Consider the following 15,591-nt stretch of genomic DNA (forward strand, 5'->3'; position numbering starts at 1 on the left):
CGTGACCAGTCTACGGGCCGCGGCATCCCCGCGCTTCCGGCGGCCGGTGATGTGTCGTGATGCAACCGTGACCGATTCGTGGGAGCGCTCCCTTGACATTCGTGGGAGCGATCCCATAGCGTTCCGTATCGTCCGGTGGGAACGCTCCCATGGCACCGCGGCCCGGAACCCGTCCCGGGCCGCACACACCCTGCAACACACATCCGACCCTGACAACACAAAGGAGTGACAGTGAACTCACGCGCCTTCCGCAGAAGCGCCGTGGCGGTCGCCGCCTTCTCGGCCACCGCTCTCGTGCTCGCCGGCTGCGCCAGCAACGGCAGCGGCGACGGCGAGGGCTCGACCGACTCGGACGAGCCGGTTACGCTCACGATCGCGACGTTCAACGACTTCGGCTACACCGACGAGCTCCTCCAGGAGTACATGGACGAGCACCCGAACGTGACGATCGTCCACAACCGTGCCGCTGAGTCCGGCGACGCGCGCGCGAACTACTTCCAGAAGCTCGGCAAGGAAGGCCTCGCCGACATCGAGGCCGTCGAGATCGACTGGTTCGCCGAGGCGATGCAGTACTCCGACCTGCTGGCCGAGGCGCCCGACAGCGTCAAGGGCCGCTGGCTCGACTGGAAGGAAGCCGCCGCGACCGACCCCGACGGCCGTCTCGTCGGCTTCGGCACCGACATCGGCCCGCAGGCGATCTGCTACCGTGCCGACCTGTTCGAGGCCGCGGGGCTCCCCAGCGACCGCGAGGGCGTCGCCGAGCTGTTCGACGGCGACTGGGAGAACTACCTCGACGTCGCAGACCAGTACCGCGAGGCCACCGGAAAGCCGATGATCGACTCGGCGAACTCGGTGCTCCAGGGCATCGTCAACCAGATCGAGTACACGTACACCGAGCCCGACGGCACGGTCATCGCGACCGAGAACCCCGACATCCAGGCCGCGTACGAGCTCGTCACCGAGCGCGCCGTGCCCAACTCGGCATACCCGGGCCAGTGGTCGGACGACTGGTTCGCCTCGATGGCCAACGGCGAGTTCGCCACGATGCTCTGCCCCGGCTGGATGCTGGGCGTCATCTCGGGCAACGCGCCCGACGTCACCGGGTGGGACGTCGCCGACGTCTTCCCGAACGGCGGCGGCAACTGGGGCGGCTCGTACCTGACCGTCCCCGCCAACGGCGCCAACGTGGACGCGGCGCTCGCGCTCGCCGACTGGCTCACCGCCCCCGAGCAGCAGGTCAAGGCCTTCACCAACGCGGGAACCTTCCCGAGCCAGCTCGAGGCGTACGAGGACCCGGCGCTCACCGACGCGACGAACGAGTACTTCAACGACGCTCCCACCGGCCAGATCCTCAGCACGCGTGCCGAGGCCGTGACGGTCGCTCCCTACAAGGACGCGAGCTACTTCAAGTACCACGACGCGCTCCAGAACGCGGTCACGCGCGTCTTCGACGGTGTCGAGGACGAGCAGACCTCGTGGGACACGTGGGTCGCCGAGGTCGAGGCGTTCTGATCGGCCCCGTCTAGCCGCCATGGCCGCTCGCCCGGTCGTGGTCTGACGACAGGAGGAGTGCGCGCGGGTCTCACCCGGTCCGCGTGCACTCCTCCTGCACCGCCCGCCTCTTCCCTGACATCGAATCGGAGCCACCGGTGACCTCGACCGCAACCCGCCCCGCGGCATCCGGGCCGGCCGACAAGCCGACTCCCGTACGCCAGCCGCGCGTCATCTCCTTCTCCCACCGCATCAGCCGCTGGGACCTCAAGTTCTCGCCCTACCTGTACATCTCGCCGTTCTTCATCGTGTTCGCGATCGTTGGTCTCTTCCCGATCGGGTACACGGCGGTGATCTCATTCCAGGACTGGGACCTCGTGCGCAACTCCGGCGAATTCGTCGGGTTCGAGCAGTACGTCTGGATCCTCCAGAACCCGCAGTTCTGGACCGCGCTGCGCAACACCTTCAGCATCTTCCTGCTGTCGACGGTGCCGCAGCTGGTCCTGGCGATCTTCATCGCAGCGATGCTCGACCGCAACATCCGTGCCAAAACGTTCTGGCGCATGGGCGTGCTGCTGCCCTACGTGATGGCGCCGGTCGCCGTCGCCCTCATCTTCAGCAACATGTTCGGCGACAACCACGGCCTGGTGAACAACATCCTCACCGACCTCGGGCTGCAGCCGATCCCGTGGCACAAGGACCCGTTCTGGAGCCATGTGGCAATCGCGACGATGGTCAACTTCCGCTGGACCGGCTACAACGCGCTCATCCTCCTGGCCGCGATGCAGGCCATCCCGCGGGACTACTACGAGGCTGCAACAGTCGACGGCGCGGGCCCGTTCCGCCAGTTCCTCTCGATCACCGTCCCGTCGCTGCGCCCGACCCTCATCTTCGTGATCATCACGTCGACGATCGGCGGCCTGCAGATCTTCGACGAGCCGCGCATGTACGACAACACCGGTGAAGGCGGCGCTGCGCAGCAGTGGCTCACGATCACCCTGTTCCTCTACAACATCGGCTGGCGAGAGTGGAACTTCGGCCGCGCGGCGGCGCTCGCGTGGATCCTGTTCCTGATCATCCTCCTGATCGGCCTCATCAACCTCGCCGTCACCCGCCGGCTCGTCCGCGACGAGGGCGGCCGCGGAGTCGTGTCTCCGCGCAAGAAGGGATTCCGTCGATGAGCATCAGCACTCCTCCTCCGCTCGCGATCATCGAAGAGGGCATCCCGCAGGAATCGGCGCGTCGCCGAAACCGGACCACCAAGATCCGCGGTTACCGCCCCGGCTTCTGGGTGTACGCGGGGCTCGGCATCGTGCTCCTGTCGGCGGTGTTCCCCTATTACTGGTCGTTCCTCATCGGATCGGGCGACTCGTCGACGATCAACGACCCGAACATGTCGTGGATCCCCGGCGGCAACTTCATCGACAACGCCCTGGCGGTGGTCAACAACCCGGCGGTGAACTTCTGGCCCGCGCTGTGGAACTCCATCTACAGCTCCACGCTCATCGCGGCCGCCGTCGTCATCACCTCGACGCTCGCCGGCTGGGCGTTCGCGAAGCTCCGCTTCCCGGGCAGCAAGGCGCTCCTGGTGTTCGTCGTCGCGACGATGGCCGTGCCGATGCAGCTCGGCGTCGTGCCGCTCTACATCCTGTTCGCCGACCTCGGCTGGACGGGCCAGATCGGCGCCATCATCATCCCGGCCCTCACGAGCGCGTTCGGCGTGTTCTGGATGACGCAGTACCTGCAGCAGTCCGTGCCGGACGAGCTCATCGAGGCCGCGCGCGTGGACGGGGCATCCATGATCCGCACCTTCTGGGTGATCGGCGTGACGGCTGCCCGCCCCGCCGCCGCGATGCTGTTCCTCTTCACCTTCGTGGGCGCGTGGAACAACTTCTTCTGGCCGTTCATCGTGCTCGACCGCCAGAACCCGACCCTGCCCGTGGCGCTCTCGCTCCTGCAGTCCAACTACTTCGTGGACTACTCGATCGTGCTCGCCGGTGTGCTCCTCGCCACGATCCCGCTCCTGATCCTCTTCGCCTTCGCGGGCAAGCAGCTCGTCAGCGGCATCATGGCCGGCGCGGTCAAGGGCTGACACGGGCCCGGGCCCGCTCCATACGATCTCTTCCTACCCCTGAAAGGACGCCCTCCGCATGACCGCGACCACCGAGCGCGCCTTCCCGTCGAACTTCCTGTTCGGCGCCGCCACCGCCGCCTTCCAGATCGAGGGCGCGGCGCACGAGGACGGCCGTCGCGACTCCATCTGGGACGCGTTCTGCCGTGTGCCGGGTGCCGTGATCAACGCCGACAACGGCGACGTCGCGTGCGACCACTACCACCGCTACACCGACGACGTGGCGCTCATGAAGTCGATGGGGCTGCAGACGTACCGCTTCTCCACCTCGTGGTCGCGCGTGCGGCCCGACGGTGGCGCGCTCAACGCGCAGGGAGTCGACTTCTACAAGCGCCTCGTCGACGAGCTGCTCGGCGCCGACATCCTGCCGTGGCTGACGCTCTACCACTGGGACCTGCCCCAGGCGCTGCAGGACAAGGGCGGCTGGGCGAACCGCGACACCGCCGATCGGTTCACGGAGTACGCGCTCGACATGCACGCCGCGCTCGGCGACCGCGTCAACGTGTGGACGACCCTGAACGAGCCGTGGTGCTCGTCGTTCCTGAGCTACACGGCGGGCCTGCACGCACCCGGCCACTACAGCGTCACCGAGGGTGTGCTCGCGGCGCACCACCTGCTCCTCGGGCACGGTCAGGCAGTGCGTGAGCTGCGGGCCCGCGACGCGTCGCTGAACCTCGGCATCACCCTCAACCTCACGGTCGCCGACCCGGTCGACGAGAACGACCCGGCCGACCTCGACGCGGCGCGCCGCATCGACGGCCAGTTCAACCGCTGGTTCCTCGACCCGATCTTCCGCGGCGAGTACCCCGCCGACGTGGTGGAGGACATCAGGAAGGTGGATGCCTCGGCCATCGCCGCCTGGGAGGCCGCTGTGCAGCCCGGTGACCTCGAGGCGATCGCGACGCCGATCGACACCCTCGGCGTGAACTACTACCACGGTGAGTTCGTCGGCGGTCACGCGCCGGCGGTGCCGCCGGTCGGCGGCGACGCGCCGACGGATCGCCCCGGATCCTCCCCCTTCCCGTCGCACGACGGCATCTACTGGCACGAGCGCGGGCTGCCTCGCACCCCCATGCACTGGGAGGTGCAGCCCGAAGGCCTCACGCGACTGCTCGGCCGGGTGTGGGACGAGTTCGCCGAGCCTTCGGGCACGGTGCTCTACGTCACCGAGAACGGCGCGGCCTACGACGACGAGCGCGTCGTCGAAGACGGCGAGGTGCGGGTGCACGACGCCGACCGCACCGCGTTCGTGCGCGCGCACCTCGACGCGATCCTCGACGCGGTGGAAGCCGGCGTCGATGTGCGGGGATACTTCTATTGGTCGCTGCTCGACAACTTCGAGTGGGCGTGGGGGTACGAGAAGCGGTTCGGCATCGTCCGCGTCGACTACGACACCCAGCTCCGCACGGTGAAGGACAGCGGCCGGGAGTACAGCCGGATCATCGCCGCGCGGTCGCTCGCACGCGATACGGCGACCGTCGGGTCGTAGCATCCAGAAAGGGCAGGGGGCATGACGACGGACGCGATGCGCGGATCGGTGACGATCGAAGAGGTGGCCGCCGCGGCGGGCGTCTCGCGATCGACGGTGTCGCGCGTCGTGAACGGCTCGACCGCCGTCAGCCCCGAAGCCCTCGAGTCGGTCAGGCGGGCGATCGCCGACCTCAACTACGTGCCCAATCGCGCGGCGCGCTCGCTCGCGAGCCGGCAGACCCACGCGATCGCGCTCATCGTGCCCGAAGACACCACGCGGTTCTTCGGCGACCCGTTCTTCGCGGCGATCGTCTCGGGCATCAACGCGCGGCTGAGCCGGTCCGACTACGTCCTGAACCTCTTCATCGCGAACGACGACCCGGGCGACAAGACAACCAGCTATGTGCGGAGCGGCGCCGTCGACGGCGCGATCATCGTGTCGCACCACACCAGCGACCTCTTCATCGACCGGATCGCGTCGGCCGTGCCCGTCGTGTACGGCGGTCGCCCCGTGCGCGAGCGCGAGCGCGACTACTACGTCGACGTCGACAACGTCCGCGGCGGTCACGACGCCACGACCTACCTGATCGAACGCGGACACCGGAGCATCGCGACGATCACCGGTCCCCTCACGATGCCCGCCGGCGTCGACCGCCTGCAGGGCTACCGCGACGCGCTCGCGGCGTGGGAGCTGCCCGAGGGGCGGATCGTCGACGGCAACTTCACCGCCGACGGTGGGGCCGATGCGATGCGGGAGATCCTCGAGTCGGAGCCGCTTCCCGACGCGATCTTCATCGCGAGCGACCTGATGGCGCGCGGTGCGCTCGCGGTGCTCGCGGGTGCCGGCATCCGTGTGCCCGACGACATCGCGATCATGGGCTTCGACGACTCGCCGGTGGCCACCTCGGTGAACCCGCAGCTGACGACGATGCGCCAGCCGTCGTTCGCGCAGGGGGAGCGCATGGCGACCGTCCTGCTCGACCTCCTGGCGGGCAAGCATCCCCGCCACGTCACGATCCTCGAGACGGAGCTGGTGGTCCGCGAGTCGGTCTGACTGCGGTCCGCCCGGTCGGAACGGCGAGTTGCCGGTTCGGGTGGGCGTCCGGCACTCGCGGGTCGCCGCAACCGGCAAGTGGGCCGGGGGTGGACGGTCAGGACCCCGGGGTCGCGGCGACGAGCAGGTTGGCCCACGGGTCGTCGAACGAGAGGGTCCGGCCGTCGTCGCGCACCGCGAACCCGTGGTGCCTGAGTCGCTCACCGAGCTCGCCGAGCGAGTCGGCATCGGGCAGAGCCAGGTCGACGCGGCCGAGGCCGAGTGCCGGCATCCGCCGACCCGCGCCGCGCGAGTTCCACACGTTCATCGCCATGTGGTGGTGATAGCCGCCGGCGCTCACGAACAGCGCCTGGTTCCCCAGCGACGCGGTGGCGTCGAAGCCGAGGGCGTCGACGTAGAACGCGCGGGCGGTGGCGACGTCGCCCACCGACAGGTGGACATGACCGACGGATGCCGCGTCCCCCGCCGTGCCGCCGAGAGCGGCCTCCTCGGTCAGGTGCTCCCCGAGGAAGGCGTTCGGGTCGAGGTACAGCGTCGCCATCTCGACGCTGCCGTGCGTCCACGACCACTCGGTACGGGCGCGGTCCCAGTACAGCTCGATCCCGTTGCCCTCGGGGTCGGTGAAGTAGAACGCCTGGCTCACGAGGTGGTCCGCCGACCCGGTGAAGGTGCCCGGCGCGTGGCGGGCCACCGAGTAAAGGGCCGCCGCGAGTGCCGCCTGGGTCTCGAAGAGGATCGCGGTGTGGAAGAGCCCGGCCGACCCGGGCGACGCGTGGCGCAGCGAGGGCTCGTGCCGCAGGACCACGATCGGCCGGCCGGCGCGTCCGAGGGTCGCCGTCTCGCCCTCGGCGGCCAGAACCTGCAGCGTGACGACGTCGCGGTAGTACGCGGTCATCGCGTCGAGGTCGCCGACGAGGAGCGTCACCGCCCCCATCGAGGTGTCGGCCGCGAGGCGATCGGCGGGTGCGGCTGCTTCATGCATGTGAATACACAACGCCGCAGCATCCGCTTCTCTTCCCGGCCCCAGTCCCGCGTGTCCCACTTTCGCTCGCAAAGCGGCCGCGCTACGACCGAAAGTGGGACGTCACCGCGGGAAATCGGGACATGGATCAGCCCCGGACGCGGGACGAGCGGGTGTCAGCGGACCGGCGGGTTCTCGGGGTCGCCGCCGAGCGGGCCCACCGCCGGGATCGGACCGCCGTCGTCGGCACCGGTCCTGCGCCAGCGCGCGATCGCGTTGCCGAGGTGGTAGATCAGCAGCGCGGCCGCCGCGCCGATCACGATGGCGCCCAGCTGGAAGTCGCCCCACTGCATCGTGAAGCCGGCGATCGCGATCACCAGCGCGACGGCGCCGGTGTACTGGTTGACGGGACGCGAGAAGTCCACGCGGTTGTCGACCCAGATCTTGATGCCGATGATGCCGATGAGACCGTAGAGGGCCGTGGTCACGCCGCCGAGCACGCCCGCCGGAATGGAGTTGAACAGCGCCCCGACCTTCGGCGACAGCGCCAGCAGGATCGCCACCGCGCCGGCCACCCAGTATGCGGCCGTCGAGTACACGCGGGTGGCCGCCATGACGCCGATGTTCTCGCCGTACGTCGTGGTGCCCGAGCCGCCGAACAGTCCGGCGAGCGTCGTCGCAGCGCCGTCGGCGATGAGCGCCCGTCCGGTGTGGCGGTTGACCGAGGCATCCGTCATCGTCGCGACGCCGCGCACGTGGCCGACGTTCTCGGCGATCAGCACGAGGACGACCGGCAGGAACATCGCGATCACCGACCACGTGCCCGGCGACGCGAAGTCGGCGATGTGGAACTCGGGCCAGCCGAACCACGCGGCCTCGCCGACCTTCGTGAAGTCGACTTCGCGGAAGAGCAGTGCGGCCGCATAGCCGACGAGCACGCCGAGGAAGATCGAGATGCGGCCGAGGAATCCGCGGAACAGCACGCTGAAGAGGATCACCGCGACGAGGGTGATGGATGCCGTCACCGGCTGCTTCTGGAAATTCGTCCACGCCACCGGTGCGAGGTTGAACCCGATGAGCGCGACGATCGCGCCGGCGACGACGGGGGGCATGAGCTTGTCGATCCAGCCGATGCCGGCGAACTGCACGATGAACCCGACGGCCGCCAGGAGCACGCCGACCGCGACGATGCCGGCGAGCGCCGAGCCCATTCCCTGCGACGCGGTGGCCGCGGTGACGGGTGCGATGAACGCGAACGACGAGCCGAGGTAGCTGGGCAGCTTGTTGCGCGTGATGAGGAGGAAGAGGATCGTGCCGACGCCCGAGAAGAACAGCGTCGTCGAAACCGGGAAGCCTGTGAGGACGGGCACGAGGAAGGTCGCACCGAACATGGCGATCACGTGCTGGGCGCCGATCGCGGCGGTCGCGGGCCAGTTCAGGCGCTCGTCGGGCTTCACGACCTTTCCGGGCTCGACGGTCCGGCCGTTGCCGTGAAGGGTCCACAGGGGCATGGGCGCGCTCCTTGCGCTCGGGGATGATGCGCCTGACACCCTAGCGGCGCGCTGACATGCGGCCGGGGACCGGCGCGGTCGGGCGGCGCGTCAACCGCCGGGAGGAATCGGGTTCTCGCGGTGCGACGCGCCGTGCGACGGGTGGAATCTCCCGGCGCTTTGACGGCACGGCCGGATCGGGCGGTGGTCAGACGGCGGTCAGGCGCCCGAGCAGCTCGCGGTAGCGGTCGGCGGTGCGCTCGACGATCTCCGGCGGCAGCGCCGGAGGCTCCCCCTGCCTGTCCCAGTTCGCCGCCAGCCAGTCGCGCACGATCTGCTTGTCGAAGCTCGCCATGCGCTCGTCCGGCGTCGCGCGTGACGCCCAGGCCGCGGCATCCCAGTACCGCGACGAGTCGCTCGTGAGCACCTCGTCGGCGAGGGTCAGCACCCCCTCGTCGTCGACGCCGAACTCGAACTTGGTGTCGGCGAGGATCACGCCGTGCCGCTCGGCGGTGCGGGCCGCGCGCTCGTAGATCTCGAGCGACAGGTCGCGCAGCTCGGCCGCGCGCTCGGCGCCCACGAGCTCGACGGTGCGCTCGTACGAGATGTTCTCGTCGTGCTCGCCCATCGGCGCCTTCCAGGCCGGAGTGTAGATGGGTTCGGGCAGACGGTCGCCGTTGGAGAGTCCGGCAGGCAGGGCGATGCCACACACCGTGCCGCTCACCCGGTACTCGGCCCAGCCCGAGCCGGTGAGGTAGCCGCGCACGACGCACTCAACCGGAAGCATGTCGAGGCTCTTCACGACCATCGCCCGGCCGGTGACGGCATCCGGGATCAACGACCGCAGGTCGTCGGCGGTGTTCGCCTCGCCGTCGGCGCCGAGACCGAGGACGTGGGTGGCCGCGAGATGGTTCGGGATGCCGCGCCCGCCGTCGGCGCCGGCGAGCCGGTCGAACCACCACAGGCTGAGGGTCGTGAGCAGCACCCCCTTGCCGGGGATGCCCGGCGACAGAACGTGGTCGAACGCACTCACGCGGTCGCTCGCCACGACGAGCATGCGGTCGGCGGACGCCGCGTCGGCAGCGTCTTCGGGGATGTACAGGTCGCGGACCTTGCCCGAGTAGACATGGCGCCAGCCGGGGAGTTCGAGGGGGCTCGTCACCCGCCCATTATCCCGGAGCCCCGCGCGCGCCTACGGCGTGATGTCGTCGACGAGGCGCCGCGTGGCCGAGGACGGCGTACCCTCGGAACGGTGTCTCGCCGAACGAAAGGCCGCACGGCTATGACCGAACAGACCACGCGGGCCGAGGCATCCGCTCCCGGCAAGACTCCGCGCAGCCCCTGGCCGGCCCTGTGGGCGCTCGTCATCGGGTTCTTCATGATCCTGGTCGACACCACGATCGTCTCGGTGGCGAACCCCGCGATCAAGGCCGCACTCGACCCCGAGACGAACAACCTCGACAACGTCGTGTGGGTGACGTCGGCCTACCTGCTCGCCTACGCGGTGCCGCTGCTGATCACGGGGCGCCTCGGCGACCGCTTCGGGCCGAAGAACATCTACCTCATCGGCCTCGCCGTCTTCACTCTCGCGTCGCTCGCGTGCGGACTCTCGCCCACCCTCGGTGCGCTGATCGCGTTCCGCGCGGTGCAGGGTCTCGGCGCGGCCATGATGACGCCGCAGACGATGGCGGTCATCACGCGCACGTTCCCGCCGAACCAGCGCGGCGCGGCGATGGGCCTGTGGGGAGCGACGTCGGGCGTCGCCATGCTCGTCGGCCCGCTCGCCGGCGGCCTGCTCGTCGACGGCTTCGGATGGGAGTGGATCTTCTTCATCAACATCCCGGTCGGCATCGTCGGCTTCGTGCTCGCGTGGATCCTCGTGCCCCGCCTCGAGACCCACCCGCACAGGTTCGACCTCGTCGGCGTCGTTCTGAGTGCGGTCGCGCTGTTCCTCATCGTGTTCGGCCTGCAGGAGGGCGAGACCTACGACTGGGGCGTCATCTGGGGGCCGATCACCGTGTGGGGTCTCATCCTCACCGGCGTCGCGGTGCTCGCACTGTTCATCTGGCAGCAGGCGAAGACGAAGACCGAGGCGCTCGTGCCGCTCGCGCTGTTTCGTGACCGCAACTTCTCGATCGCGAACCTCGGCATCGCGACCGTCGGCTTCACCGTGACGAGCATGTCGCTCCCACTGATGTTCTTCATCCAGCTCGGGCGCGGGCTCACGCCGACCGAGGCGGCGCTGCTGCTCGTGCCGATGGCGATCGCCGCCGGCGTGCTGTCGCCGCTGGCCGGCCGCTGGCTCGACCGCACCGACCCGCGGGTGCTCCTCGTTCCGGGCCTGCTGCTGGTCGCCGGCTCGCTGGTGCTCTACTCGTTCCTGATGAACCTCGACACCCCGATCTGGGTGTTCCTCATCCCGTCGTTCATCATGGGCGTCGGCAACGCGGGAATGTGGGGCCCGCTCGCTACGACCGCGACGCGCAACCTCGCACCGCGCCAGGCTGGCGCCGGCGCGGGCATCTACAACACGACGCGCACGATCGGGTCGGTGCTCGGCTCTGCCGCCATCGCGGTGTTCATGCAGTCCCGGATCGAGGCCAACATCCCGGGGGCGGCCGACGCGCAGGGCGGCTTCGCGCGCGATGCCCTGCCGCCGCAGATCGCCGAGCTGTTCTCGACGGCGATGGCGCAGGCGATCCTCCTGCCGGCGGCGGTGCTGCTGATCGGCGTGGTCGCGGTGCTGTTCCTCCGCCGCCCCGAGCCCACCCCGACAGCCGAGTGGCAGGCCGCCGAGGACGCGGTCTGACCCAGGGGCCGGGCGTCCTGTCACGACCAGCACGACGCGGGACCGGGAACGCGCAGGCACCGTCGCCTCCTTCCGGGAGGCCGGGAGAGGCATCCGTGCCTCAAAACCTAACGCAGGTCAGTCCTCGACGACGCGTGCGGCGATGTCGGTGCGGTGCTGCCCGCCCTCGAGGCCGATCGCGGCGACCGCGCGGTAGACCCGGTCGCGCGCTTCGGCGAAGGTCGATCCGAGGCCGACGACGTTGAGCACGCGGCCCCCCGTGGCGACGAGCCCGTCGCCCGACTCAGCCGTGGCGGCGTGCGCGAGGTGCACACCGGGGACCGCGGCCGCGGCATCCGTCCCCGTCAGCTCGCGCCCGGTGACGGGCGACTGCGGATAGCCCTCGCTCGCGATCACGACGGTGACGGCCGCGGCGTCGGCGAATGCCGGTCGCGCGTGCGATTCGAGATTGCCGGATGCCGCGGCCAGCAGCAGCTCGGACAGCGGGTCGACGAGCCGGGGCAGCACGACCTGCGTCTCGGGATCGCCGAACCGCGCATTGAACTCGATGACCTTGACCCCGGCGTCGGTGAGGATGAGGCCGGCGTAGAGGAGGCCGATGAACGGCGTGCCCTCGGCGTCGAGCCGGCGGATCACGGGCTCGGCCACCTCGCGCGTGACGAGGTCGACGAACTCGTGCTCGCCGCCGAACCGCTCGGCCAGCCACGGCAGCGGAGAGTAGGCGCCCATGCCGCCGGTGTTCGGGCCGGCGTCGGCGTCGAGCAGGCGCTTGTAGTCCTGCGCGGGGCTGAGGGGCAGCACGTGGTCGCCGTCGCTCAGGAAGAACAGCGACACCTCGGGACCGGCGAGGAACTCCTCGACGAGCACGGGTCCGGACGGAAGATACGTGTCGGCATGCGCGACCGCGTCGTCGCGGCTCTCGGTGACGATGACGCCCTTGCCCGCGGCGAGGCCGTCCGCCTTGACGACGTACGGCGAGCCCAGGTCGTCGAGCGCGGCCTCGAGCTCGGCGCGATTGGCGGCGCGCACGGCGCGGCCGGTCGGCACGCCGGCGCTGTCCATGATGCGCTTCGCGAACGCCTTCGAGCCTTCGAGCTGAGCCGCCGCCTTTCCGGGGCCGAACACCGGGATGCCGCGCTCGCGGAGGGCATCGGCGACCCCGGCGACGAGCGGCGCCTCGGGGCCGATCACCACGAGGTCGATCGCGTTTCCGTTGGCGAAGACGGTGACCGCGGCGGGGTCGTTCGCGTCGAGGTCGACGATCGTCGCATCGTGCGCGATACCGGCGTTGCCGGGGGCGGCGAAGATCTCGTGCGCGGCCTCCTCCGAGCGGATCGCGAGGATGATGGCGTGCTCGCGCGCGCCCGAGCCGAGAACCAGGATCTTCACCCGACCAGCCTACCGAGGGGGCTCCGTGGCATTTCGGCAGAGCCGGGCACCCCGGTGACCGCCGTCCCGGCGCGCCCGGTCCACCCCTTCCCCGCACGGCGTACCGTTGAGGCATGCCGCCGCGACGCATCACGACCGACGAAGGGCGATCAGCCCTCGAGGGCGTGCGCGCGGCGGGCGAGGCATCCCTCCCCTCCCGCACCGACCTCGCGACCGCCGTCCGCTACCTGCTGCAGCTGCTGGCCGAGAAGGCGCCGGGCAACTCGGTCGAGGTGCGGGTGCCGCCGTTCGGCGCCGTGCAGGTCGTGGAGGGGCCGAGGCACACCCGCGGAACGCCCCCGAACGTCGTCGAGACCGATCCGGCGACGTGGATCGCGCTCTCGACGGGTGAGCTGAAGTGGACGGATGCCGCGGCCGAGGGCCGCATCCTCGCGTCGGGGACGCGCGCCGACATCTCCGACCTGCTGCCGCTGCGGCCCTGAGGCGGGACGAGTCACCGACGCCGCCCCTTTCGTGCCTGTGGCTGCCCGGGAGTGGGACAATGGAGGCATGCCGGATCACGTCGACGACCACATCGAGACCGTGCGCGTGCGCCGCGCTCCGAAGTTCTCGGTCTTCCTGCTCGTCGGCGCGGCAGTCGGCGTCATCACGGCGCTGATCCTGACCTTCGCCTTCGACGGGTCGACCGGCAAGAGCCCCAACACGGGCCTCGTGTACTCGCAGGGCCAGGTGTTCGGCTTCCTCCTGCTGGTCTGCGTGCCGGTCGGCCTCGCGCTGGCTGCCGTGATCGCGCTCGCTTTCGACCGCCGCTCGCGTCGTCACACGCGGCAGGTCACCGTCGACCACGAGTCCGTGCAGGTCGACGAGGACGACGCCCGCGGCTGAGGCCCTTGCGCGGCCCTCCGGGCCCAGGCGAGCCCGGCGGCGCGCGCTCGGGACCGCTCGGGCTCAGGCGAGCTCGGCGATGATGGGGTGGATCGCCGCGTCGAACGCAGCCACGTCGCCGCGCAGGCCGTCGGTCACCGCGATCGTGAGGGATCCGATCCACCACACCCCCCGCTGGCTGAGCGGCAGCACCTGCACGTTCAGCTCGAACGAATGCGCCCGGCGGCCCACCTGGCGCTCGTGCTCGGCGATCGCGCTGGCATAGGCGCGGTAGGCCGTGCCCGTGCCGGGGCTCGCGTCGCGGCGGTATCGCGCGTGGGCCGACTGGGTGAAGGCGAGCGCCTCGGACGCGTGCGGCGTCACGGCGGCACGCAAGGCGTCGGCCCCCTCGAGCGGGAGCGCGAGCAGCGTGTCGAACCCGTCGACCAGGCCGAGCGGAACGGGCGAGGGGTGCGCCTGCGGCTCGACCGTCATGGCCCAGTACTCGCGCCACTGCCGCTCGAGCAGCGCCTGCGCGTCTTCGGTGCGGCTGTTGGTGCGCGGAGGGATGCCGCGCAGGTGCGGCAGCTCGTCGGGGGAGCGGATGCCGAGCACCTGCCGCAGGTAGAGCGCAAGGAGCACCGGCTGACCTGCGTCTTCGCGGATCAGCCACTCCGGAGCCCCAGTGCCGCCCATGCGGCCATTGTAGATCCGGCCACCCCGATCGAGCTCCGTCACGGCGGCGTCTGCCCGCCCCCGCCGCCGGTAGGCTGGAGGCGTGGCCTCCTCTTCGCCCGATGCCCCCCACTCTTCAGTGAACCCCTATACCGCCGCGGGGGTCGACACCGCCGCCGGCGACCTCGCCGTCGAGCTGATGAAGTCGGCCGTCCGGCGCACGCACGGTCCCGAGGTGCTGGGCGGCGTCGGCGGCTTCGCCGGACTCTTCGACGCGACGACATTCAAGGCCTACGACAAGCCACTCCTCGCGACGAGCACCGACGGGGTCGGTACGAAGGTCGCGATCGCGCAGGCGATCGACAAGCACGACACCATCGGTCTCGACCTGGTCGGAATGGTCGTCGACGACATCGTGGTCGTGGGGGCCAAGCCCCTCTTCATGACCGACTACATCGCGTGCGGCAAGGTCTTCCCCGAGCGCATCGCCGACATCGTCCGCGGCATCGCGGCCGGCTGCCACGAGACCGGCACCGCCCTCGTCGGCGGCGAGACCGCCGAGCACCCCGGTCTGCTGGGCGTCAACGACTACGACGTGGCGGGCGCCGCGACCGGCATCGTCGAGGCCGACCGGGTCCTCGGCGGCGACCGCGTGCGCGAGGGCGACGTGGTGCTCGCGCTCGCCAGCTCGGGCCTGCACTCCAACGGCTACTCGCTCGTGCGTCACATCGTCGCGGGAGCGGGCATCCAGTACGGCGACCGCGCCCCCGACCTCGGCGCGCACGGCACGACCTGGGGTGAGGTTCTGCTCGAGCCGACGCGTCTGTACACCCAGCCCCTCCTGCGCCTCATCGCCGAGACGAAGGACGCCGTCCACGCCCTCAGCCACGTCACCGGCGGTGGCATCGCCGCGAACCTCGCCCGCGTGCTCCCGCAGGACGCCTGGGTCGAGGTCGACCGGTCGACGTGGTCGCCGCCCCCGGTCTTCCGTGTGCTGGCCGATCTCGGCGACCTCGACCTGCAGGCCACCGAGGGCACCTGGAACCTGGGCATCGGGTTCCTGGCCGTCGTGGCCGCCGAGAGGGCGGGGGCCGCGGCATCCGCTCTCACCGCCGAAGGCATCGCCACGTGGCAGGTCGGCGTCGTCCGCGGCGGGGCCCGCCCCGACGGCGATTTCGAGCAGGGCGCGAAGGGCGTCGACGGCGGCGCGGTGCGCCTCGTCGGGTCGTACGCCGAGAACAACGGAGCGAAGTAACA

The 15,591-nt window shown here is 70.3% G+C and carries 14 protein-coding genes; 9 read left to right on the forward strand and 5 right to left on the reverse strand.

Annotation, left to right across the window (positions count from 1 at the left end; translation table 11 throughout):
• The first annotated feature begins 231 nt into the window (after window positions 1-231).
• The 5 genes from OB08_RS03435 (at window position 232) to OB08_RS03455 (ending at window position 6,146) form a co-directional block, all read left to right on the forward strand.
• A complete protein-coding gene (locus OB08_RS03435) occupies window positions 232-1,512 on the forward strand; it encodes an ABC transporter substrate-binding protein (protein WP_461472131.1) in 1,281 nt (426 codons plus the stop codon).
• Between the two features lie 137 nt (window positions 1,513-1,649).
• Window positions 1,650-2,672: a carbohydrate ABC transporter permease gene (locus OB08_RS03440; protein ID WP_461472133.1), complete on the forward strand. Its 1,023-nt coding sequence runs from the start codon at window positions 1,650-1,652 to the stop codon at window positions 2,670-2,672.
• A complete protein-coding gene (locus tag OB08_RS03445; protein ID WP_461472135.1) occupies window positions 2,669-3,583 on the forward strand; it encodes a carbohydrate ABC transporter permease in 915 nt (304 codons plus the stop codon). The genes OB08_RS03440 and OB08_RS03445 overlap by 4 nt, the downstream gene beginning before the upstream one ends.
• 58 nt (window positions 3,584-3,641) lie before the next feature.
• On the forward strand, window positions 3,642-5,111 hold the full coding sequence (locus tag OB08_RS03450; protein WP_461472137.1) for a glycoside hydrolase family 1 protein: 1,470 nt from the start codon (window positions 3,642-3,644) through the stop codon (window positions 5,109-5,111).
• Between the two features lie 21 nt (window positions 5,112-5,132).
• The gene (locus OB08_RS03455; protein WP_461472139.1) at window positions 5,133-6,146 is read left to right on the forward strand and encodes a LacI family DNA-binding transcriptional regulator; all 1,014 of its coding nucleotides are present in this window, start codon (window positions 5,133-5,135) and stop codon (window positions 6,144-6,146) included.
• Window positions 6,147-6,243: 97 nt separating this feature from the next.
• Here the strand turns inward: OB08_RS03455 and OB08_RS03460 are convergent, their stop codons facing one another.
• The 3 genes from OB08_RS03460 to OB08_RS03470 all read right to left on the reverse strand — a co-directional run bounded on the left by OB08_RS03460 (window position 6,244) and on the right by OB08_RS03470 (window position 9,759).
• The gene (locus OB08_RS03460) at window positions 6,244-7,128 is read right to left on the reverse strand and encodes a VOC family protein (protein ID WP_461472141.1); all 885 of its coding nucleotides are present in this window, start codon (window positions 7,126-7,128) and stop codon (window positions 6,244-6,246) included.
• Window positions 7,129-7,283: 155 nt separating this feature from the next.
• Entirely contained in the window at window positions 7,284-8,618 is a 1,335-nt protein-coding gene (locus OB08_RS03465) for a uracil-xanthine permease family protein (protein ID WP_461472143.1), read from the reverse strand.
• 187 nt (window positions 8,619-8,805) lie between these two features.
• Entirely contained in the window at window positions 8,806-9,759 is a 954-nt protein-coding gene (locus tag OB08_RS03470; RefSeq protein WP_461472145.1) for a phosphoribosylaminoimidazolesuccinocarboxamide synthase, read from the reverse strand.
• Between the two features lie 120 nt (window positions 9,760-9,879).
• On the opposite strand from OB08_RS03470, the gene OB08_RS03475 reads away from it, so the two are divergent.
• The gene (locus OB08_RS03475; protein WP_461472147.1) at window positions 9,880-11,406 is read left to right on the forward strand and encodes a DHA2 family efflux MFS transporter permease subunit; all 1,527 of its coding nucleotides are present in this window, start codon (window positions 9,880-9,882) and stop codon (window positions 11,404-11,406) included.
• A 117-nt stretch (window positions 11,407-11,523) separates the two neighbouring features.
• On the opposite strand, the gene purD is transcribed toward OB08_RS03475, so the two are convergent.
• Entirely contained in the window at window positions 11,524-12,795 is a 1,272-nt protein-coding gene (gene purD / locus OB08_RS03480) for a phosphoribosylamine--glycine ligase (RefSeq protein WP_461472149.1), read from the reverse strand.
• A 113-nt stretch (window positions 12,796-12,908) separates the two neighbouring features.
• Here purD and OB08_RS03485 point away from each other — a divergent pair, with 113 nt between their 5' ends.
• Entirely contained in the window at window positions 12,909-13,277 is a 369-nt protein-coding gene (locus OB08_RS03485) for a sterol carrier family protein (RefSeq protein WP_461472151.1), read from the forward strand.
• 67 nt (window positions 13,278-13,344) lie between these two features.
• The gene (locus OB08_RS03490; RefSeq protein WP_461472153.1) at window positions 13,345-13,680 is read left to right on the forward strand and encodes a potassium transporter Trk; all 336 of its coding nucleotides are present in this window, start codon (window positions 13,345-13,347) and stop codon (window positions 13,678-13,680) included.
• A 63-nt stretch (window positions 13,681-13,743) separates the two neighbouring features.
• Here the strand turns inward: OB08_RS03490 and OB08_RS03495 are convergent, their stop codons facing one another.
• Window positions 13,744-14,355 carry a zinc-binding alcohol dehydrogenase gene (locus tag OB08_RS03495; protein WP_461472155.1) on the reverse strand — a complete coding sequence of 204 codons (612 nt, stop codon included), beginning with the start codon at window positions 14,353-14,355 and terminating at the stop codon, window positions 13,744-13,746.
• A gap of 82 nt (window positions 14,356-14,437) precedes the next feature.
• On the opposite strand from OB08_RS03495, the gene purM reads away from it, so the two are divergent.
• A complete protein-coding gene (gene purM / locus OB08_RS03500; RefSeq protein ID WP_461472157.1) occupies window positions 14,438-15,589 on the forward strand; it encodes a phosphoribosylformylglycinamidine cyclo-ligase in 1,152 nt (383 codons plus the stop codon).
• The last annotated feature ends 2 nt before the right edge of the window (window positions 15,590-15,591 follow it).

Source organism: Microbacterium sp. HJ5, from assembly GCF_054824025.1.

What these genes read in the sequence shown, in the direction of transcription:
- OB08_RS03445 (WP_461472135.1), top strand. Translation starts at nt 2,669, where the DNA reads ATGAGCATCAGCACTCCTCCTCCGCTCGCGATCATCGAAGAGGGCATC.
- OB08_RS03450 (WP_461472137.1), top strand. Translation starts at nt 3,642, where the DNA reads ATGACCGCGACCACCGAGCGCGCCTTCCCGTCGAACTTCCTGTTCGGC.
- OB08_RS03455 (WP_461472139.1), top strand. Translation starts at nt 5,133, where the DNA reads ATGACGACGGACGCGATGCGCGGATCGGTGACGATCGAAGAGGTGGCC.
- OB08_RS03460 (WP_461472141.1), bottom strand. Translation starts at nt 7,128, where the DNA reads ATGCATGAAGCAGCCGCACCCGCCGATCGCCTCGCGGCCGACACCTCG.
- OB08_RS03465 (WP_461472143.1), bottom strand. Translation starts at nt 8,618, where the DNA reads ATGCCCCTGTGGACCCTTCACGGCAACGGCCGGACCGTCGAGCCCGGA.
- OB08_RS03475 (WP_461472147.1), top strand. Translation starts at nt 9,880, where the DNA reads ATGACCGAACAGACCACGCGGGCCGAGGCATCCGCTCCCGGCAAGACT.
- OB08_RS03485 (WP_461472151.1), top strand. Translation starts at nt 12,909, where the DNA reads ATGCCGCCGCGACGCATCACGACCGACGAAGGGCGATCAGCCCTCGAG.
- OB08_RS03490 (WP_461472153.1), top strand. Translation starts at nt 13,345, where the DNA reads ATGCCGGATCACGTCGACGACCACATCGAGACCGTGCGCGTGCGCCGC.
- OB08_RS03495 (WP_461472155.1), bottom strand. Translation starts at nt 14,355, where the DNA reads ATGGGCGGCACTGGGGCTCCGGAGTGGCTGATCCGCGAAGACGCAGGT.